Annotated in this window: 19 protein-coding genes; 14 read left to right on the top strand and 5 right to left on the bottom strand. The window is 43.8% G+C overall.

The genetic code is table 11. The annotated features are described in order from the left end of the window. Nucleotides 1-24 precede the first annotated feature (24 nt). A complete protein-coding gene (gene purM / locus ACYQ2C_RS11780) occupies nt 25-1,068 on the bottom strand; it encodes a phosphoribosylformylglycinamidine cyclo-ligase (RefSeq protein WP_460050843.1) in 1,044 nt (347 codons plus the stop codon). A gap of 306 nt (nt 1,069-1,374) precedes the next feature. Between purM and ACYQ2C_RS11775 the strand changes: the two genes are divergently transcribed. Together ACYQ2C_RS11775 and hda are read left to right on the top strand one after the other, a co-directional pair. Next, nucleotides 1,375-2,511, top strand: a complete 1,137-nt coding sequence (locus ACYQ2C_RS11775; RefSeq protein WP_460115683.1) for a DUF2066 domain-containing protein — start codon at nt 1,375-1,377, stop codon at nt 2,509-2,511. Nucleotides 2,512-2,641: 130 nt separating this feature from the next. Continuing rightward, on the top strand, nt 2,642-3,373 hold the full coding sequence (hda, locus tag ACYQ2C_RS11770; RefSeq protein ID WP_460050839.1) for a DnaA regulatory inactivator Hda: 732 nt from the start codon (nt 2,642-2,644) through the stop codon (nt 3,371-3,373). A 37-nt stretch (nt 3,374-3,410) separates the two neighbouring features. Here the strand turns inward: hda and sppA are convergent, their stop codons facing one another. The 4 genes from sppA to arsC all read right to left on the bottom strand — a co-directional run bounded on the left by sppA (nt 3,411) and on the right by arsC (nt 6,966). After that, on the bottom strand, nt 3,411-5,282 hold the full coding sequence (gene sppA, locus ACYQ2C_RS11765) for a signal peptide peptidase SppA (RefSeq protein WP_460102782.1): 1,872 nt from the start codon (nt 5,280-5,282) through the stop codon (nt 3,411-3,413). 226 nt (nt 5,283-5,508) lie between these two features. Further along, nucleotides 5,509-5,937: a DUF2069 domain-containing protein gene (locus tag ACYQ2C_RS11760; RefSeq protein WP_460102780.1), complete on the bottom strand. Its 429-nt coding sequence runs from the start codon at nt 5,935-5,937 to the stop codon at nt 5,509-5,511. Nucleotides 5,938-5,969: 32 nt separating this feature from the next. Next, on the bottom strand, nt 5,970-6,563 hold the full coding sequence (gene wrbA / locus ACYQ2C_RS11755; RefSeq protein WP_460102777.1) for an NAD(P)H:quinone oxidoreductase: 594 nt from the start codon (nt 6,561-6,563) through the stop codon (nt 5,970-5,972). Nucleotides 6,564-6,624: 61 nt separating this feature from the next. Beyond that, the gene (gene arsC, locus ACYQ2C_RS11750; protein WP_460102775.1) at nt 6,625-6,966 is read right to left on the bottom strand and encodes an arsenate reductase (glutaredoxin); all 342 of its coding nucleotides are present in this window, start codon (nt 6,964-6,966) and stop codon (nt 6,625-6,627) included. A 748-nt stretch (nt 6,967-7,714) separates the two neighbouring features. On the opposite strand from arsC, the gene ACYQ2C_RS11745 reads away from it, so the two are divergent. The 12 genes from ACYQ2C_RS11745 to ACYQ2C_RS11690 all read left to right on the top strand — a co-directional run bounded on the left by ACYQ2C_RS11745 (nt 7,715) and on the right by ACYQ2C_RS11690 (nt 20,218). Then, nucleotides 7,715-9,058, top strand: a complete 1,344-nt coding sequence (locus tag ACYQ2C_RS11745; protein WP_460050829.1) for a YihY family inner membrane protein — start codon at nt 7,715-7,717, stop codon at nt 9,056-9,058. A 364-nt stretch (nt 9,059-9,422) separates the two neighbouring features. Next, a complete protein-coding gene (locus ACYQ2C_RS11740) occupies nt 9,423-9,788 on the top strand; it encodes a response regulator (RefSeq protein WP_460050827.1) in 366 nt (121 codons plus the stop codon). Nucleotides 9,789-9,800: 12 nt separating this feature from the next. Next, on the top strand, nt 9,801-10,388 hold the full coding sequence (locus ACYQ2C_RS11735; RefSeq protein WP_460050825.1) for a hypothetical protein: 588 nt from the start codon (nt 9,801-9,803) through the stop codon (nt 10,386-10,388). A gap of 370 nt (nt 10,389-10,758) precedes the next feature. Continuing rightward, nucleotides 10,759-12,042, top strand: coding sequence for a valine--pyruvate transaminase (locus ACYQ2C_RS11730; protein ID WP_460102770.1), 1,284 nt, complete (start codon nt 10,759-10,761; stop codon nt 12,040-12,042). Between the two features lie 173 nt (nt 12,043-12,215). Then, nucleotides 12,216-12,731, top strand: a complete 516-nt coding sequence (locus ACYQ2C_RS11725) for a hypothetical protein (RefSeq protein ID WP_460050821.1) — start codon at nt 12,216-12,218, stop codon at nt 12,729-12,731. A 393-nt stretch (nt 12,732-13,124) separates the two neighbouring features. Then, nucleotides 13,125-13,823: a haloacid dehalogenase type II gene (locus tag ACYQ2C_RS11720; RefSeq protein WP_460050819.1), complete on the top strand. Its 699-nt coding sequence runs from the start codon at nt 13,125-13,127 to the stop codon at nt 13,821-13,823. Nucleotides 13,824-14,185: 362 nt separating this feature from the next. Beyond that, entirely contained in the window at nt 14,186-14,536 is a 351-nt protein-coding gene (locus ACYQ2C_RS11715) for a GFA family protein (RefSeq protein WP_460050817.1), read from the top strand. Nucleotides 14,537-15,055: 519 nt separating this feature from the next. Next, nucleotides 15,056-17,473, top strand: a complete 2,418-nt coding sequence (gene dnaX / locus ACYQ2C_RS11710) for a DNA polymerase III subunit gamma/tau (protein ID WP_460102766.1) — start codon at nt 15,056-15,058, stop codon at nt 17,471-17,473. A gap of 49 nt (nt 17,474-17,522) precedes the next feature. Beyond that, on the top strand, nt 17,523-17,843 hold the full coding sequence (locus ACYQ2C_RS11705; protein ID WP_460050813.1) for a YbaB/EbfC family nucleoid-associated protein: 321 nt from the start codon (nt 17,523-17,525) through the stop codon (nt 17,841-17,843). A gap of 23 nt (nt 17,844-17,866) precedes the next feature. Next, complete coding sequence (recR, locus tag ACYQ2C_RS11700) at nt 17,867-18,463, top strand: recombination mediator RecR (protein ID WP_460050811.1); 597 nt, start codon at nt 17,867-17,869, stop codon at nt 18,461-18,463. A gap of 49 nt (nt 18,464-18,512) precedes the next feature. Further along, nucleotides 18,513-19,664 (top strand): ribonuclease D, encoded by a 1,152-nt coding sequence (gene rnd, locus ACYQ2C_RS11695; RefSeq protein WP_460050809.1) that lies wholly within the window; start codon nt 18,513-18,515, stop codon nt 19,662-19,664. A gap of 29 nt (nt 19,665-19,693) precedes the next feature. After that, nucleotides 19,694-20,218, top strand: coding sequence for a hypothetical protein (locus ACYQ2C_RS11690; protein WP_460050807.1), 525 nt, complete (start codon nt 19,694-19,696; stop codon nt 20,216-20,218). Nucleotides 20,219-20,240 lie beyond the last annotated feature (22 nt).

The following is a 20,240-nucleotide window of genomic DNA, read 5'->3' as shown; positions in this document are numbered from 1 at the left end:
AACTTGAATGGAAAAAATGGTGATTTAGGCAATTTCGACCGCAGCTTCGCCTTCATTTCGCTCGGCTATTGCGCCGATAACAAATGCGTTTTCGCCACTAGCCGTCAAATTCTCTAAGGCCGCTTGTGCCGTCTCAGACGGTACCGCGATTACCATGCCTATGCCGCAGTTAAAGGTGCGGTACATTTCGGTTTGCTCAACATTGCCCGCTTGTTGAAGCCACTGGAATACTTCAGGAAGCGTCCATGATGCCGCATCGATAACCGCTTTACAGTTTTCTGGCAATACACGAGGAATGTTCTCTAATAAACCGCCACCGGTAATGTGTGCAAGAGCATTAACCTGGGTTTCTGCGATTAGCTTAAGCAGTGGTTTTACGTAAATTCGGGTTGGTTCAATCAGAGCCTTAGCTAGGGTGGTACCGGCAATTTCTTGATTCAAATCGGCTTTGCTAACTTCGATAATCTTACGAACCAAAGAATAACCGTTGGAGTGTGGACCGCTGGACGCAAGCGCGATTAATGTGTCACCCGGAGCAACTTTGCTGCCGTCGATAATTTCAGACTTTTCAACAACACCTACACAAAATCCGGCAAGGTCATAATCTTCGCCTTCGTACATTCCCGGCATTTCAGCGGTTTCACCACCAACCAGAGCACAACCAGCGTCTAAGCAGCCAGCGCCAATTCCGGTTACCACCTCGGCGGCGATATCAACACTCAGTTTGCCGGTTGCGTAATAATCTAAGAAGAACAAAGGTTCTGCGCCGGTTACGATTAAATCGTTTACACACATGGCGACTAGGTCTTTACCAATGGTGTTATGAATGCCCAAATCCATTGCCAGTCTTAATTTGGTACCAACACCATCGGTGCCAGAAACCAAAACCGGTTGGCGATAGCCTTCGGGAATTTCACACAGAGCGCCAAAACCACCGAGACCGCCCATCACTTCAGGCCTGTGAGTACTTTTGGCAACGGACTTAATTCGCTCAACCAGGTCGTTGCCGGCATTAATATCTACTCCGGCGTCTTTATAGCTAAGAGAAGGTTTTGCGGTGTCGGTCATGGGTGACTCCTTTATGATGGCGTCTGGTGTGTAGTCGGGCCTGGTCAAAATTTCAGGGCGCGCATTCTACCAGTTTGCAGAAAAAAACCGAGAGAATTCTCAAATTATTGACGATAAACCGAATTGTTATTGAATTTTAGACTTACGCAAAGACTCTATGGTGCCATAAAGGACTTTGGTTCTTCATTTTAAGACTTTGTTAGTGTAGGGTTGCGCGGCTATTTCAAAGCCTAATAAGAGATTAACGCCATTTCGAGTCTTTCAGCCTTCAAATTGCGTGTTCAAGGTGAAGTTTTACTCATATGCGTGACCGTCGAAAACATATTTGATGACTTGATTTGTATGAAAGACTTAAAACGCTGGTTTATATTGCTGTCGATGCTTCTTGGTATCAGTCATCCGGCAACGGCAATTGTGGTAAATGATTTATACGTGAGTGAAGTCGCGGTTGAAAATCGTGCAGACCAAACACGTGTAGAGGCAACACGTAACGCACTCGCCAAGGTCATTGTAAAGGTGACCGGCCGAGAAGATATTCTCGCTCATCCGGCCATAGAAAGAGCGTTATCTAACAGCAGTACCTATCTGCAAGAATACAGCTATCAATCTGGCGCAGATAACCAAACGTTACTGTCGGTTCGATTTTCGAAAGTAGCGCTTGAGCGCGTCTTTTCTGCAGCGGCCATTTCTGTGTGGCCCAGTAATCGCCCACAAATTTTAGTGTTATTGGTGGAGCGTGATATTTCTGGTATACGGTTGGTTCTACCCAACAGCGCTGAGCAAAACGATGGACAAGAAAATGTTAGCCCTACCGTTAATGCTTACAATGCAGTAGCAGAAATTGCTCGTAATCGTGGTTTGGCGGCAGTTGCTCCACTGCTTGATATAGAAGATCAATTAATACTGGATGCACAAACTCTGTGGCGTGATCAATCGGCAGCTATTGTTGGTATTGTAAATCGCTACAATCCCGATGCGGTGCTTGTTGGTCGGGTCAACAAAACGTCTTCGGGCAACTGGTTAATCGGTTGGTGGTTTCAACACAATCAACAATTTGATGTTTACGACTCGCAATCAAACGAATTAACCGATGCGCTTGACGCGGGACTCGCCTTAACGGGTCGATACCTCGCGTCTATTTACTCAGTAACACCGTCGTCCAGCGAAGTTGGCTTAACGGTGCGTTTATCGGGTATTAAAGATTTTTCGGATTATGCTCATGCCTTCGAATATTTGCGTGGCTTGGCTGTAGTGGAATCCGTGCAGGTGGCGAAGGTAGACGGTTTTAATATTGACTTAGTATTGGCTCTTAATGGTGAATTGTCCGTATTCGAAGACGCCTTGCGACTCGATCGTAAATTAGAAAAAGTTTTGTCTCTGGATACCGACGTTGGCAGTTCAACTATTTCTGCGCCACTGCTGTTACGTTGGAATGGCGGCTAAACTCATAGGTATTCTGGCCATGTTAATAGACGTTAATGGATTTTTAGTAACACCTTGCTTTGTTGTGAATACTCTGCACTCGTCAGAGTTTTGTGCAGTTTGATACCGTTTTTTGACCGTTTGCATACCTATGTCGAAACAACACGATTCAGTCTTCAGCCCGCAGCTTCCGCTTGAGGTTAATCTCGATGACGAGCCGACCTTTGCGAATTATTATCTGGGCGAATCTTCAGAGAATAAGCAGGCGGTTATTCAGTTAGTTGAGTTCGTCCAAGGTCGCGGTATCGAGAATTTTGTGTTCCTTTGGGGATACGAAAGTGTGGGTCTGACTCATCTATTACAGGCTAGCCAGCATTTAGCCGAAGCGTTGGGCAATCGCGCAGTATATATCTCATTGCACGATCACAAAAAACATACTCCCGAGTCTTTACTGGCGATCTCAGAAAAGTGCGAGTTTTTATGCTTGGATGATTTCGACGTTATTGCTGGAAACGCCGAATGGGAGAGGGCGGTATTTCATTTGTACAATCGCATGCGCGATGCCGGCCACAGAATATTGATTGCCGCTCACGAACCGCTGCAATCCATGAAGGTATCCTTACCCGATTTGAAAAGCCGTTTAAGCTACGGCGTTACCTACCAGATAAAACCGTTATCCGACGACGAAAAAGTGCACGCTCTGCAGTTGCATGCTAACGAACTTGGTTTATCGTTAAACGAAGAAACGGCGTGGTTTATTGTGCATCGCGCGAGTCGGGGATTGTCCGAGTTGTTTGAGATTTTAAATAAGCTGGATCGGGCGTCGTTGGCAGAAAAGCGTAAGATCACTATTCCTTTCGTTAAGCAGGTCATGGAGTTTTAGGTACCGCCCGAATAATCAGGCGGTACTTTCATTCCTATCACTGTGGAGAACGGCACTCCATACACAAAACATACATTCCACGTGGGTCAGTAAGACTTTGGGTCAAGTTGAATGGCTCAAGCAACGCGTTAAAGTGAGCTAAAAGCACGGGATTGATAGTGGTTTCGACGTCGCTCATCATATAACTTTTGAATTGCTGTGACGCCGATTGCACAACCTTAGCACTGGTCAGGCTCTCAACAAACTGATCAACGGGATCGGTAGGTTGTTTGATTGTTACAACTTCGTAGTTGTCGAGCTCTGCTAGTTTTGCCGCGCGAGCAATGACGTCTTCAAGGTTACCCAGCTGATCCACCAAACCCAATTCTAACGCTTTGTCACCACTCCAAACGCGCCCTTGGGCAATCGCATCAATGGCTTGCGGTGTTGAATTTCGAGCTTCAGCAACCAAGGTGATAAAGCGTTGGTACATATTGTTGATGCCTTGCTGAATCAATGACTCAGCCGCAGGTGATAACTCACGATCCATGCGAATTGCGCCGGCAAGTTCTGTAGTGCCTAAACCGTCGGTATTAATGCCAAGGTGAGCAAGGGATTGTTCGAGAGTTAAGAACGCACCAAAAACACCGATTGATCCAGTAATGGTGGTGGGTGTTGCCCAAATTTCATCGGCTGGAGTCGCAATCCAATAGCCGCCCGACGCTGCCACACTGCCCATTGAAACGACAATCGGTAAGCCTTTTTCGCGAACCTGCAACAGGCTTTGACGGATCTTCTCAGAAGCAAAAACGCCACCACCGCCGCTGTCAATTCGTAGCACTAGGGCTTTAATGGATGAATCGTCTTTCACTTGATCGATCAACTCTTGAAAGCTCTTATCGCCGATTTCACCGGGATTCTGATAACCGTCTTTAATAGTTCCGCGCGCAACAATGAGCGCAACTTTCGGATCTGTCGGTAAAAGAAGTTTTTGGTTTGCGGCAAGGTACTCACGAAATCCTAATGATTTAACACTACCGTCGCTGCGCGCGCCGTATTGCTCTGACAGAGTCTTTTGCCAGGTGTGTAGCGGATTTAGTTGATCGACCAGACCGGTATCTAGTGCAAGCCGGGCAGAATCTCCAGAGACAGACTGAAGCTTGACCGACATGTTATTGATGTAATCGTTGATGGTGCCTTCGGGCAATTCTCGCAGCGCTTCCACTTCTGAGGTGTAAGCGCCCCAAAGGCTCTCTAACCATTGTTGGTTGTGTTCACGAGAGGCGTCTGACATGTCGTTTCTTAAAAACGGTTCCATGGCGTCTTTATATTGACCCGCACGGAAGATGTGCATTGAGACTTTGAGCTTGTCGAGAGCGTCTTTAAAATAATTGCGATAGCTGGCAAACCCTGTCAGTACCACTGAGCCAAACGGATCAAGACTGATTTCATCGGCGAAGCTCGCTAAATAATATTGGTGTTGGCTCATGTTACTGCCGTAGGCGTAAATCTTTTTGCCCGTGGCTCTAAATCGGGTCAGCGCCGCACCAATTTCTTCAAGCTTACTGATTCCACCCGCGGCGAGCTTATCCAACTCCAATGCCATGGCGTCAATACGAGAGTCGTCTGCGGCCATATCAATAGCAGATACAAGATCACGAACCAGAGTTTCGGGTGGGGAATTGTCTGAGCTGGTAAGCCGTTCTATTGGTGCTATGTAGGTGTATTCATCCACCAAAACACCCGTTGGTGCGACACTCAACAAGGTTTTATCGTTGATCTTTAACGTCTCTCGTTGAGTAATAGAGGCGATAATTGCAACGATAATGGCCAAGAAAATAACGTTGAGTAATGCAACTCTAAACCAGGTAATTGTTTTCCAAAGTCCGGAAAATAGACGAAATATAAAAGGCGCTTTTTGCGTTGCCATGCAATCTTATTCCTGTGTGCTGAAATATGCGAACTTACTAAGAGTCGCAAATTTAGTACTGTAATTCAAATAATAGGTGCTGGTTTTGACACGTTTACATCAGATACCGTTGCAAAGGATAAAAACAATTCAAAAGCCGTCCTTGAGTGGCCCAAAATTGAGGTTCGCATGAGTGTATGCGCCTCGTGTTGTTGAAAATAAGAGCTTGATACCAAAGGCCGTTTGATTAAACCTCGTTTGTGTCCTGAGAGACATTTTTGGAGCCCTGTTGGGCATAATAATCTTCTAAGGCAAGTTCGTATTGCCATCTTTGAACGTATCGGCTTGTCATCATTGCACTGATAAATAAACCAATAGTCAGTAGTAATCCGGTGATATCGGTCCAGCGCATCAAAGGCGAACCAACTTCAGTTACATACGCGGTAAAATACAAAAGCACCACAAAGCACAGCCAACTGTAGGTTTTATAGTGCTTTTTATGAATAAGTCCGGGAATAAAAATGATCAGTGGAAGGGTTTGTATGATGATGATCGATGCAAATCCATAAACAAGCTGGGCGACTGCAAAAAGCGCGAACATGCCGATAAAAAAAACAACGGTTAAGCGGTACCAAATATTGGACTGCTTTTCTAATTGAGCGGATTTCTCAGACATGGATGGCTTCCTCAGTGACAAATGATTTAAAACTAATGTTGATGGGCGAGTTTCAGAGCCAGCTCTGCCAAACGCTTGCCTTGCGCTCTGCACAGCGCAATCTCGTCTTCACTGAGTTGATCGTTACTAGAGAGGTGCGATGCGCCGTAGGGTGTTCCGCCCGATACGGTGTGGGTTAAGGCTTGTTCGCTGTAGGGAATTCCCGCGATGACCATACCGTGGTGTAGCAATGGAATCATCATGGTCAAGAGTGTTGATTCTTGGCCGCCATGCATGCTGCCGGTAGAAGTAAATACGCTGGCAGGTTTATCGATCATGCTGCCATTAATCCACAGGTCACTGGTGCCGTCTAAAAAATACTTCATGGCTGCGGCCATATTGCCGTAGCGAGTTGGGCTGCCCAGCGCTAATCCGGCACAGTTGGCAAGTTCTTCACGGGTACAATAACGGGCTCCAGCACGAGGAATGGACGGCTCCGAGGCTTCTGTTTTGGTGGAAACTTCGGGAACCGTGCGAATTTTGGATTCAATCCCAGGAATCTGATCGACACCCTGAGCTATTTCCATCGCCATGTCGGCAGTCGCACCATTGCGACTGTAGTACAAAATTAATACGTAGGGTTTCATGACTGAGTCTGAGTGCTCGCTTTGGGCTTTTATTTATGACTGTATTTATGATTGGTTGTAATCACAGCAGAGCTTGTACATTTTCTGGCGGGCGACCTAAAACAGCTTTGTTACCTTTAACAACAATCGGGCGTTCAATCAGCTTGGGATATTGCACCATAAATTGGATAAGTTGGTCTTCAGAGAGACTTTCATCGCTTAAATTGTTTGCTTTGTAGTCGTCTTCGCCTTTGCGCAGTAAATCCCGAGCGCTCATGCCGAGCTTGGACAGTAGGTCTTTGATGTCTTCGGCGGAGGGCGGAGTTTGCAAGTACAAAATCACTTCCGGTTCAATTCCGGCTTCTTCGATGATTTGTAAGGTATTACGAGACTTTGAACAGCGGGGATTGTGATAAATTTTCATAACAAGTTTTAAATGCTTAATAAGTTATTGCAATTAATTATTTGTATCTAAAATGAGTGCTGAAGTTTACCTCGTTCTTAATAAATGTCTTAGGTGTTTCTGTCAAACTTGGCCTTTAATCAACTAAACACCCCTTTAGCGACGTATTATTTGTTTATTAATTGAGCTTATTTTGTGGAAAACTATTTTAGATTGGTCTTACAAGAAACGCAGTTATTTGCTTCGCAGCGTTCGAATATTGGATTGGCTTATATTCTGCTGGGTAACTGTATGTGTAAAAGATTAACTCTACGTGTAAAAGATTAATGTAAGGGGCGCCTGATTAACTCATCCGTGATTTAATCCGAGGATAGGAATTTAAAGTAGGGTTGTAATTTTTACACAATTCCAATGAACTATCGTTAATGAGATTAGGGATATCTTCTTGTGTAACTGGGAATTTAGTTGTGTAACTGGGAATTCTGAGTTTTAGGGCCTCCTTAATATTATCGAAATTTACCTTTCTTGTTCTTATTATAGGAACCTCTGATTAACTCATCCTTGATTTAATCAGAGGGCAGAAATTGAAAATGTGATTTCCAATTTCTTCACAATTTCAATCACTTACAGTTCTTGAAATTGGCGACACATCCTTGTGTCGCGAGAAACTCTAGGTTAATCAGAGTTTCCGATAGAAATTCGTGAATAATTACCGTCTCCTCTCATAAAACACTGTTGATTGAGATTCACCGCTAGAGAGCTTATTGTTGTGAAAACGCCGTCGTTCAGCCGAGAAAAATGTGTAAATTGGTTTAAGAGAAATGGTCGCTATCTGTATTTGCTGGCTTTAGAGGTTTATTCTCAATTTATCTCTAAAAATTGCCAGAGAAGCGCCGCGGCACTGACCTATGTATCGCTCTTTTCTTTGGTGCCGATGCTTACCGTGGTGTATGCGATGTTGTCGATTATTCCATCTCTACAGGGTATGGAAGACCAAATTCAAGCGTTTATTTTTCAAAATTTAGTGCCGTCGTCTGGCTTGGCACTGCAAGAATATCTCAATGACTTTACCGAAAAAGCGCGTGGCCTAACCTTGCCCGGCGTCACTATCTTGATTGTTACCGCCTATCTAATGCTTAAAAACATTGAGCGTACTTTTAACAATATATGGGGCGTTACGCGCAGCCGCTCGGGTGTTGCGAGTTTTCTCTTGTATTGGGCCGTGTTGAGTTTAGGGCCGTTATTAATGGGTGCTGGTTTGGCGATGAGCACATATTTAATCTCGAAAAAATTGTTGGTCGACGAGTATGATCCCATCGGTGTTTTACCCATTATTTTGCAATATTTGCCATGGTTATTAAGCACGGGCGTGTTCACGCTGTTTTATGCCGCGGTGCCCAATTGCCGAGTTACCGCGCGGGACGCGATTATTGGTGGTGTTACTACGGCGTTCTGCTTTGAAATTGCTAAAGATGTTTTTGGTGCTTTAGTGGCGAAAACCAGTTACCAATTAATTTACGGCGCCTTTGCCATTGTGCCGCTGTTTTTATTGTGGGTGTATGTGCTGTGGGTGATTGTACTTTCGGGCGCGGTCTTAGTTCGAAGTTTGAGCCACGTGCGCGCCGACATTAACAGCCGCGGTTATTCGGATTTTGTGGCAGCGGTTTTCATCTTGCACAAGCTGCACAAAGCTCAAGATCATGGCATGTCCATTAAAGAGAAGCACATCGTGCGATTGGGTATCTTTCCCGAGCAGTGGTATCGAATCCGTCGGTCTTTACTGTCGGCGCGAGTCATCGCCGAGACCCAAGGTGACGGCTACATTGTGTCACGAAACCTAGAACACTACTCTTTGGAATCTTTATACAACGTTGTGGGTGATTACCATCTCGCACCAGCTGGTCTATCGTCGGGTGTGCGCAATTGGCCTTGGGCTAAGTCTTACTTTGAAAGGCTTAGACAGGGTGACCAATACGTAGAATCCTTGTTAAAGGTGTCTTTGGCGGAATTGTTCCGTGGTCAACCAGACGGCATAGAAGTTGATGAGAGTTTAGATTCGACTCATACACCAGCTGATCAACACCAGTTTGTTCCTCAAAAAGATGAGGCCTAATTGTTGATGAGATCCAGTTGTTTATAAAGCCCAGTTGTTTATGAAACTTAGCGGTTGACGTCAAAAAGCGAAAATTGCTTTTCTAATTTCGTCATAATTTCAAGCACTTATCGTTCTTAAAATTGGCGATACATCTTTAGGCTGTAAAAAAACTCCGTCAATCTGGGTTTTCTTTATAATTTCTAGGCCTTTTAGTGTTTAAGGGCTGTGCCAAATCCTTGCAAAATTGAGTCTTCACGTTCATAGGTAAAGGTTTTTTGCGGAGATGTTTCCCTAAGATTCGAGCATCTTGGAATTGTGTGTCTATACTGGGTACTGGAAGGCATTAATTGGGCTCGGTGAGAAACTAACGTTCGAATTACCTATGACGATACCGCTATTAATCTGTGATGACTCCAGTATGGCTCGAAAGCAAGTTACGCGCTCATTGCCAGACTCTTGGGATGTAACCATTACCTACGCGACCAACGGTGTAGAGGGCATTGCTGCAATCCGTGATGGCCACGGTGAAATGGTCTTTCTTGATCTAACCATGCCTGAAATGGACGGCTACGAAGTATTAGAGTTAATTAAGCAAGAAGACCTTAAATGTGTAGTGATTGTTATATCGGGCGATATTCAGCCCGATGCTCGCGAGCGCGTACTAATGCTTGGTGCGTTGGAGTTCATTAAAAAACCCATCAACAAAGAAATCCTAGAAGAAGTACTTCATCGCTACGGTTTACTCTAAGGTGCTTGATTAATGAATATTCAACTGCAAGAAGATTTGCGCGATGCACTTCAGGAAATCAGTAATATTTCCATGGGGGCGGCCGGGGAAACACTCGCCGCTTTTACCGATACTTTTGTTGAATTATCCATCCCTAAAATTCGTGTCATCGACAGCACTCAGCTAACACGTTCATTATCGGAATTAAACGATGCCGAAACTATGACGGTGCTCGCGCAATCGTTTTATCTTGATGATACCGAATGCTATGCGCTAGTCGCAGTTACCGAGCAAAGCGTTGAAGATGTGGTTGCTGAAGGTGCCGATAATACCGATGAAGAATTAGTCCGCTTTGGTCATGCTATTACGGATGTGTGTTTGGAGCGCTTTGCCGATCTTGTAAAACTCGGGCTGAGCACGTCGTCGGTTTATGTGGTTGAAAGAAACACATATATCAAAACCTTTGCGTTTAATGAAATTCACAATTGGTCTGAAATTATTTCGGTCGAAATTAATTATCATCTTGAAAACCATCGATTCAATTGTGATTTGGTATTACTTTTTCCGAGTGAATTTTACGAGCCACTTATCGATAGCCTAGAGCGGTTATTGGCCCAGTAGATTAATAATTAGCGACTTTGTTTGCTCGTTAGTGCTCACTTTAGATGTTTCTGATGAACGGATTATTTTAATTAATGGAATATTTATAAGAACCTTTGATTAACGCGTCCAAGATTTAATCAAAGATAGAAACTGGCAAGGCGATTTCCAATTTCTCCAAAATTTCAATCACTTACCGCTCTTGAAATTGGCGATGCATCCTTGTGTCGCTAGAAAGTCTAGGTATTTCGGAGTTTCCTATTCTTCAAACCATTTCTACTAAACTTTGTCTTTAAGGTCAGAGTGTGTTTTGATGCCCTCAAATAATCTAAGGCAGCGCGTAAAGCCTGTCTAAAAGCTTCTATAAGACAGTTAATTAATTTTTACGACCATGAAATTATCTCAATTTGGCGAACGTTTTTGTGCCGAATCCGGCACCTATAATCTGATGGATGACTTAGGCAAGGCCCTAACCACAAATCCAGAAATGTTATTTCTTGGTGGCGGTAATCCCGCACAGATTCCAGAAATTGAACAAGAAATCCAACAAGCTCTTGAAACCTTGGTAAAAAAAACCGGCGGTGTCGGGCGTTTGTGTTCCAACTATCAATCGCCGCAAGGTGATCCCAGCTTTTTAAAAGCCTTAGCGGCATATCTTAATAAACATTGCGATCTATCGATTTCTGAAAAAAACATTGCCATTACCAATGGTAGTCAGGCAGCGTTTTTCGTATTGTTTAATATGTTTGCGGGTGAATTTGCTAACCAGCAAAAAAAGCATATTTTGTTACCACTTACACCAGAATACATTGGTTACAGTGGTGCCGGACTTAGCGAAGATTTTTTCCGCTCCTGTAAGCCGGTGATCGAACATCTACCCGGAAATTTATTTAAATATCAGTTAGATGAGCACGCCATCGAGCAGCATATTACGAGCTGTCTTGAAGACAGCACCAATACGGTGGGCACTCTGTGTGTTTCTCGTCCCAATAATCCAAGCAGCAATGTTATTGCTGATGAACAAATTGAATTTCTTACGAAATTGGCAAAACAGTATGACGTGCCATTAATTATTGATGGTGCTTACGGATTGCCTTTTCCGGGAATTTTATTTAACGACGCGAAAATCAGTTTTACCGACAACACAATACTAGTGTTGAGCCTGTCAAAATTAGGATTACCCGGTGCGCGAACCGGAATCGTTATTGCTAACCCCGAAGTGATTCAGGCGTTTGCCATTGCCAATACGTCTATTAATTTAGCGCCTTCAAGCTTGGGGCCTGCACTTGCTCAAACTTGGTTTGAAACCGATAAAATTCATCATCTTTGCCATCACATTATTCAGCCGTTTTATCGTTCTGCCTGTGACTCAGCTTTAGGTCTAGTAAAAAGTGCCTGCGCAGATTTCCCGGTGCACATACATATTCCAGAGGGAGCGTTTTTCCTTTGGTTGTGGTGCCAAGATTTACCCATTTCTAGCCAAGAATTGTATCAACGGCTAAAAGATCGCGGTGTCTTGGTCCTGTCGGGCCATCACTTTTTCTTAGGCGTTGAAGAAGATTGGCCGCACAAGCATCAATGTATTCGACTCAGCTACTGTCAGCCAGCGGCGGTTATTGAACAGGCCTGTGAAATTATTCGTCAAGAGCTTAAGAAAGCTTACGAAGGAAATTAAAGGAAACTCGGATTAATTTATGGATAAGTTAATCCGAGGTTTCGATAGCTTTTAAATTTATCGACTGTTTTAAGTGTACCGACTGTTTTAAATTTACCGATTGCTTTAAATTTACCAAAGTATGGTAGTTGCTTTTTGACACTGTTGTAAAAATTCAATAGAGGTTCTAAGCGATGTTACTCATAAAAAAGCTGCAACTCTTGTTTGTTTTTCTGTTTCTTTTTTTAGTCAGTCAGCCAAACTACGCCGGTCCTCCGCACGGTTTTACCACCACAAACCCAAGTGTGCGCGGTGCGTCTATGCCGTGTACGTCTTTTGCCGGCGAGTTGGTGCCTTTTGTTGCTAATTACGCCACGCCGGGTATTGGTAACCCGGGTATGGCCGCAAGAACCTACAACGGCCAACCTTATATTTACATTAATCCTAACGTGACCGATCCATTGCCAGACTTAATTGTGCAGTTTTGGTTTGCTCATGAGTGTGCGCATCATGCGTTGCCGCCACACCTAAATAGCGAAATTAACGCCGATTGTTTTGCGGTTCGAAATTTAAGAAACATTGGCTTGGTTAATAATGCTCAACAAGTTCAGTGGATGTTCGAATATTTAAGTGGCTTACCCGGCAGCATGATGGGGCATTTACCGGGGCCAGCGCGTGCACAAAACATTTATCAGTGTTTAAATACCTAAGAGGGTATGTAATCCACCCTCTCATGATTTAATCAGTGCATTCTAGAAGCATTTGGTTAATGTGTTTGACAGATAACAAGAAACTAACTCCAAGTGTTTAATTTTTTTAATTTCAACTCACTGTCAAATTTTGAAAGACTTTAAAACACCAATAAAAGCATCGTTTCGAGATTTTAATTAAACGTATAAGACAAGCTCTGATTAACCCAGAGTTTCCAGTGGTACAAGAATGTGTCGTCAATTCCAAGAGCGGTAAGTGATTGAAAATTTTAATAAATTGGATATCGCATCGTTGATTTCTGCCCTCTGATTAAAACATGGCGAGTTAATCAGAGGCTCTTAACGTTTTCAGTGAGCTTTTATTGATATAAAAATACAATAATGGGAGTGCGTGTGAAGAAGACTGAAAAAATCACCTTAGCGTTTGATGTTTACGGAACCTTGATTAATACACACGGTGTTTTGGTGTTGTTAGAATCTATGATTGGCGAGAAGGCAAATGTGTTCTCCAACTTGTGGCGTGAAAAGCAGTTGGAATACAGCTTTCGTAAAGGTTTAATGGATGCTTACGAACATTTTGGCTTATGTACAGCACAGGCATTAGACTATGCCGATGCATTTTTGCAAACGAATTTAAGTGCCTCACAAAAACAAACCTTGTTAAATCAGTACAAAATATTACCGGCTTTTGACGACGTTATTGCGGGCTTAGACAATATCGACAAAGAGCGTTTTAACCTTTATGCGTTTTCAAACGGTTTATACGATTCTGTAAATCAATTATTGGAACAAGCTAAAATCAGTCAGCATTTTGATGGTGTTGTAAGCGTTGATCCTTTAAAAACCTTTAAACCCAACCCAAAGGTTTACCAGTATTTTTTAGATCAATCAAATTCTCAAGCAAAACAAACATGGTTGATATCCAGTAATAATTTTGATGTTTTAGGTGCGCTTAATTACGGCCTGAATTCGGTTTGGGTTAAACGCTCTGCGCAACAAGTATTTGATTTTTGGTCGAAATCGCCAACGTTAACTCTTGATGATTTAACCGATCTTGGCAGCAATATTATTCAATATACAGAGCAAAGTTAGTGGTTGGTTGTGAATGTATAAACTCGTTGTTGCTGAGTTTAAAAACTACTTTAAATTCAAAAATTACTTTAACTTCAAAAACTACTTTGACGTTAAAAAACGAGATCGAATTTAAAAACTGGTTCGAAAGCTAGATGCTTGTAGGAATTTCTGATTTACGTATCTGGTATTTAATCAGAGAACAGAAACTGACGATCTCAATCGTATACTGCTCTTGAAGTAAGCAGCACATCCTTATGTCGATAGAAGTTCTAAGTTAGTCAGAGTTTCCTATAGTCAGTACGCTGTTGTTTAAGTGTTTTTGAATCGATTTAAGCAAAAAAACAAATTAAGCGAAAAACAAATAAAAACATGGAGGAAAAATGACCGAGACTTATCAAGGTAAGTGCCATTGTGGCGCCGTTCAGTTCACTGTTGAGCTAGATTCGCTCGATTCTTTTTATTGCAATTGCAGTTATTGCAAACGCAGATCGGCAACGTTAATTCGAGTGGATGAAGACAAGTTTACATTAACGTCAGGTGAGTCAAATTTAGGTGTTTACGGTTCGCGGGATTTTTCAAAACATTATTTTTGCAAAACCTGTGGTATTAATTGTTTTACCAAACTTACACGCGAAACCGGTAATGCCACGGTTGTAAATACGGGTTGTATTGACGAAATTGAATTTGATTCTTTATCACCATCGCTATTTGACGGTGCCAATAAGCTTTAGGAATCTCGGATTAATTCCTCTATGATTTAATCAGAGGGTAGAAATCGACAATGCAATTTTCAATTTCTTCACAATTTCAATCGCTTACCGTTGTTAAAGTTGGTGATGCATCTCTGCATCTCTGCATCCCTGTATCACTGGAAACTCCAGATTAATAAGAGTTTCCTTTAAATGTATTTGGCTCGAAGGCGTTTAACTTACGGCGCTTTCTTGTTTTTAAAACTCCTCGCCTCTAAAAAACCTTGTCTCTAAAACAAATTGCTTCTAAAGCACCTTGCTTTTGAGGGTGGTTGTTTTTTGTTCTTGCGGTGTTTTTCTTATTTTCTTGTTTTGTCGCTATTTTTCCAAGAATTTCCCTCCAACGAGCGTGTGCTCAATGTGCTAGTATTGATCTCCTTTGGGTATCAATGTGTGACCATTTGCTCGTTCGTGCCTGTGTTTGCATACAGTGCTGGTCTTTGCGGTCTCATTAATTGATAATTTCCGGTCAATGTACGGAGTTTGGCTAAGTAATATAGAATGAGCTATCAAGTTTTAGCGCGAAAGTGGCGACCTCGAAATTTCCATGAGATGGTAGGGCAGGAGCATGTGTTACGCGCGCTCATCAATGCTCTGGACCACAATCGTTTGCATCATGCCTATTTGTTTACCGGTACTCGTGGTGTGGGCAAAACCACCATTGCGCGTATTTTGGCCAAATGTCTTAATTGTGAGTCTGGTGTTAGTTCAAACCCTTGTGGTCAGTGTGGTGCCTGTCGTGAAATCGCCGAAGGTCGTTTCGTCGATTTGATAGAGGTCGATGCGGCGTCCAGAACCAAAGTCGAAGACACTCGCGAACTGCTCGATAACGTGCAGTACGCGCCAACTCGCGGTCGTTATAAGGTGTACTTAATCGACGAAGTGCACATGCTCTCCGGTCACAGTTTTAACGCCTTGTTAAAAACCCTAGAAGAACCGCCGCCGCACGTAAAATTCTTGTTGGCCACAACCGATCCGCAAAAACTTCCAGTAACTATTCTATCGCGCTGCTTGCAGTTCCATCTAAAGAACATGAGCCAAGAGCGAATAGTTGGCCATTTGTCTAATGTGCTTGAGCACGAATCCATTCGCTTTGAAGACAGCGCGCTATGGCAACTCGCCCGCGCCGCCGATGGTAGTATGCGTGATGCGTTGAGCCTCACCGATCAGGCCATCGCTTTTGGTAATGGCTCTGTGAGCGAAGCCGAAGTTAGCTCGATGTTGGGCACGATCGACCGAGCGTTCGTGTACGAAATATTGGTTGGTTTGGCCGAATTCGACAGTCATAAAGTGCTTAACGCTGTTGCGCAAATGGCTGAGCAATCGCCGGATTATCCGGGCGCTTTGGCAGAACTGATTTCGGTGTTGCACCGAATTGCGCTTGCGCAGGTTGCACCTCAAGCGTTGGATAACAGTTTGGGTGACCGCGAACAGATTGTGTCGCTGGCCAGCCAAATTACCAGTGAAGATGTTCAGCTGTTTTATCAAATGGCTTTGCACGGCAGACGTGATCTGCCGTTAAACCCAGATTTACGCAGTGGTCTTGAGATGACGCTGCTGCGCATGTTGGCGTTTAAGCCACAAGGTGTGATTGCTCCGCCCGAAAAAGCGATGCCTAAGCCCAGTGTTGAAATCAAACTGCCAGAAGCGCCTAAAGCGTCTCCAATAATCGCAGCCGATTCGAGTCGTTTACCTGAGTCAAATGTTCAAGACGAGGCAAAAAAAAACTCTGATCAACCACATTCCAATCAACCATTAGGCTCCGCTGAAACTCATACCAATACGCACCAGATTGCCCAATCAGAACCAGCAGTTGAGCCTGCGGCGGCCACAAATGAAGCCATTGCGGCGGAAGTCAGTAACCTAGATTCGCAAGCAAAAAACAACGAGCGATCTCTGGCGATTGCTCAACAAACGCCCGATATCGAGACATCTCAAGAAAACCTTGTTGATATCGGTGCCGATGGCGATGTCTTGGACAATAAGGGTTCTGGGCAGCCTTCCGTTATTTCTTCAGAAGCTGTCAAATCGCAAGTTGAGCGCCCATCTGGCCATATAAATGCCAGCGAGCCCATCTCTAGAGATGTTCGACCTGTTGCTCAAGCCGCAAATATGCCGTCAGAATACGACGATTACGCCGCGCAAATGTACGCCGATGAATACGACGCTCAAGGTTATTCGCCTGCTTCTAGTCCAGATGCTTCTTCTAGACAAAACGCAGAGCCGAAGCAAGACGTCTATCAACCACGCCATCAAGTCAATCAATACGACGATGAAGTTGATTCCGATGACGATGAGCCTGTTATGCAGGACGATCGCACGCAATCGTTGTTTGGTGATGATCCTGAGCCGGAACCCACTCCTCCTATTGGTGCCACATCGACTAAGGCGCTGATCGAACAGGTTGAGCCAACCAGTTCTTTACCACAATCTCGGCCTGCTGAGCGGGAAGGCCTTGAACAACCGGTAACTCAGGCTGTTCAAGAGAGCACCACCGAGCAAACCCGGTCTGAGCCTCGTTACGAGTTAAGTGATTTAAACGAACGTACTTGGTTGGATATTTATCCGCATTTGGGCGTGACGGGAATCTTGCAAAGTACGGTGTCTAACTGTGTGTTTACCGGGCGTGAGGGCGACAAGTTGCATTTTTTACTCGATTCCGTCAACGCGACCCTATATTTAGATAACCATCAGCAGCTTTTTAGCGAGCAACTGAGCCGATATTTTGATCATGCCGTAACCGTAGTTGTGGAGCAGGGCAGTGTAACCACAGAAACTCCGGCCGCACGAGCTACCCGTTTAAAACATGAACGTCACGCCCAAGCGGTACATTTGGTGCAAACCGACCCCTTTGTGCAGCGTTTGGTTACGGAGTTTGCGGTGGAGCTCGATCCCGATAAAATCGAACCTATGGTTTAAACTCCATTAACTACATAGATTCCGTTAAATTTAACAATAAGGTGAATATATGAAAGGTCTTGGCGACTTAATGAAGCAAGCTCAAGAAATGCAAGAAAACATGCAGAAAATGCAACAAGAGCTTGCTAATGCCGAGGTAACCGGAGAGTCTGGCGCAGGCATGGTTAAAATTGTCATGACTGGCCGCCATGATGTTCGATCCGTCAATATTGATCCCAGCTTAATGACTGAAGATCGTGAGATTTTAGAAGACCTTATCGCCGCCGCTATGAACGATGCCGTACGTAAGGTCGAGCGCGCCAATCAAGAAAAGCTGGGCAGTTTAGCGTCTGGGTTCCAAATGCCGCCTGGCTTTAAAATGCCGTTTTAATCGTAAAAGTGTAGGGAAGCCGCTTGTACAGTCCATTGATCGATCAACTTATTCAAGCGTTAAAAGCGCTGCCGGGTGTTGGGCCAAAGTCGGCCCAGCGCATGGCATTTTATTTGTTAGAACACAACCAAGAAGGTGCCGTTGGGCTTGCTCAGGCGCTTCAGGCTGCTGTTGAAGGTGTTGGCCGTTGTGATCATTGCCAAACATTAACCGAAGAAACGACCTGCGCCATTTGCCAAAGCACGAAGCGCGATCAATCGACTTTGTGTGTTGTTGAAAGCCCTTCGGATGTCTCTATTTTTGAACAAGCTGGCGTTTATTCTGGTGTTTACTTTGTATTGCATGGCCATTTATCGCCTATTGATGGTATTGGCCCTGCCGATTTGGGGCTCGATATTCTCGAAACTCGTCTTCAACAAGGCTTGGTGAAAGAGATTGTTTTGGCGACCAATTCAACCGTACAAGGCGAGGCAACCGCCCATTACATTTCTGAAATTGCTAAAGACACCGGCGTGGTTGTTACTCGCTTGGCTCAAGGTGTGCCACTGGGTGGCGAGCTTGAATACCTTGATGGCGGCACACTTGCTCACGCCATAAATAGCAGAACCCGCTTTCAGTAATCCGTTGATTATTGATATTCACTGTTTAACCAATTGATGTTGCAAAATCGTGATAGAAACCCCCGAATTTCATTGGATCGATAATCCCCAAGAGCTGGAAGTGCTTTGCCAAAAGTGGTCAGCATTACCCGCCGTCGCTCTTGATACGGAGTTCGTTCGTACCGACACCTTTTATCCCAAGCCGGGTTTATTGCAACTCAACGATGGTGAAGAGACTTATCTCATTGATCCGCTGGAGATTGGTAAACATCAAGCGTTATCGGATCTTTTAACCAACCCAAATGTTGTTAAGGTGATGCACTCTTGCTCAGAAGACCTCGAAGTCTTCCAAGGTTGTTGCCACGTGTTACCGCAACCGGTGTTCGATACTCAAATCGCTGCGGCGTTCGCTGGATACGGAATTGGTGTTGGTTACGCAAATTTACTGCGTGAAATGTTCAATGTCGATTTACCCAAAGACGCGACGCGATCAGACTGGTTACAGCGCCCCTTAGCCGAAGTACAAAAACATTATGCGGCACTCGATGTTGAGCATTTGTTACAGATTTACACGACGCTTTGCGAGAAATTAACAAGCCAAAATAAATTGGCTTGGGTTTTAGACGATTGTCAGTCTGTTTTGAACAACACCACCTCGCCACAAGCGGTGAACGTTGATTACTACCAAAAAATAAAACTGGCTTGGCAATTAAATCCGCGTAGTCTAGCGGTGCTTAAAGAATTATGCATTTGGCGTGAACGTCAGGCTCGTAAGCGCAATATTCCTCGCAACCGTGTTCTTAAAGACCAAACTCTATTCAGTTTAGCTCGTACTCGTCCGCCGCATTTTGCCAAGTTAACCACCATTGATGGCATGACTGCACGGGTGATCAAAAAAGATGGGCCGACTCTTTTAGAACTTGTAAAAAAAGCTCAAGAAAACGAAGCTGAATTCCCGCAACGTTTACCTAAACCGCTACCACCTATTGCAGGTGCAATTACCAAAGCACTGCGGGATTTTGTGGTTCAAAAAGCCGAAGAGTTATTGTTACCGCCAGAGGTATTAATCAAAAAAACCGATCTACAGCATTTGGCGCGAGAGATTCTATCTAATCAGCCGTTAACTTTAAGCGATAGATTACAAACTGGCTGGCGCTTTGAGGTCATCGGCCAAGGCTTGCTGGATTACGCCTGTACACTCGATATTAATCAGATTAGCTAGTGATTTTAATTTAGGCTTTATCAAAAAATATGAAATTTCGAGAATTGCCTAACTTTATTAATAATAAATTGGAGCCGGAGTTATCTAAGTCGATTATAAAAAATCAGCTAAATATAAATGCACCTGACTCTGTTGTTAAGCAGTTTTATATTGATCATAGTGACAAAGATGAATTCATATCTATGTATGGTCATATAGATTTAACTAAAATTTTATGGTCATTGATCGAAGTTCATGTTGACGAGATTATTAGTATCTCCACAGAAGCAACATTCCCAGATTACATGAATGAAGTTTCAGAAGATGCATCCTATTTCTCTCAAATAGGTGAAAAGGTAATTTCTTCAAGATTGGAGATAAGAGAACATTGGAAAATGCATGGAACTTGGAGAGTTCCGCCGGTGTTTATAAGTAGAGAGTTACTTAATCCACCTTCTATTAAGGGTTTACACTTAGTTGAAGGGCATACTCGGGTAGGATGTTTGAAAGGTTTAAGTAAATACAAAGTCATAGACGTAAAAAAATATCATAAAGTTTATTTCGGTTCTTACTGAAAAATACTTGCAAAGATATTCT

The sequence above is a fragment of the Sessilibacter sp. MAH3 genome, assembly GCF_054658275.1.
This window is presented reverse-complemented; position numbering and strand designations above follow the sequence as displayed.

What these genes read in the sequence shown, in the direction of transcription:
- ACYQ2C_RS11740 (WP_460050827.1), top strand. Translation starts at nt 9,423, where the DNA reads ATGACGATACCGCTATTAATCTGTGATGACTCCAGTATGGCTCGAAAG.
- purM (WP_460050843.1), bottom strand. Translation starts at nt 1,068, where the DNA reads ATGACCGACACCGCAAAACCTTCTCTTAGCTATAAAGACGCCGGAGTA.
- ACYQ2C_RS11715 (WP_460050817.1), top strand. Translation starts at nt 14,186, where the DNA reads ATGACCGAGACTTATCAAGGTAAGTGCCATTGTGGCGCCGTTCAGTTC.
- ACYQ2C_RS11690 (WP_460050807.1), top strand. Translation starts at nt 19,694, where the DNA reads ATGAAATTTCGAGAATTGCCTAACTTTATTAATAATAAATTGGAGCCG.
- wrbA (WP_460102777.1), bottom strand. Translation starts at nt 6,563, where the DNA reads ATGAAACCCTACGTATTAATTTTGTACTACAGTCGCAATGGTGCGACT.
- ACYQ2C_RS11735 (WP_460050825.1), top strand. Translation starts at nt 9,801, where the DNA reads ATGAATATTCAACTGCAAGAAGATTTGCGCGATGCACTTCAGGAAATC.
- sppA (WP_460102782.1), bottom strand. Translation starts at nt 5,282, where the DNA reads ATGGCAACGCAAAAAGCGCCTTTTATATTTCGTCTATTTTCCGGACTT.
- arsC (WP_460102775.1), bottom strand. Translation starts at nt 6,966, where the DNA reads ATGAAAATTTATCACAATCCCCGCTGTTCAAAGTCTCGTAATACCTTA.
- ACYQ2C_RS11705 (WP_460050813.1), top strand. Translation starts at nt 17,523, where the DNA reads ATGAAAGGTCTTGGCGACTTAATGAAGCAAGCTCAAGAAATGCAAGAA.
- ACYQ2C_RS11725 (WP_460050821.1), top strand. Translation starts at nt 12,216, where the DNA reads ATGTTACTCATAAAAAAGCTGCAACTCTTGTTTGTTTTTCTGTTTCTT.
- ACYQ2C_RS11760 (WP_460102780.1), bottom strand. Translation starts at nt 5,937, where the DNA reads ATGTCTGAGAAATCCGCTCAATTAGAAAAGCAGTCCAATATTTGGTAC.
- hda (WP_460050839.1), top strand. Translation starts at nt 2,642, where the DNA reads ATGTCGAAACAACACGATTCAGTCTTCAGCCCGCAGCTTCCGCTTGAG.
- dnaX (WP_460102766.1), top strand. Translation starts at nt 15,056, where the DNA reads ATGAGCTATCAAGTTTTAGCGCGAAAGTGGCGACCTCGAAATTTCCAT.
- ACYQ2C_RS11730 (WP_460102770.1), top strand. Translation starts at nt 10,759, where the DNA reads ATGAAATTATCTCAATTTGGCGAACGTTTTTGTGCCGAATCCGGCACC.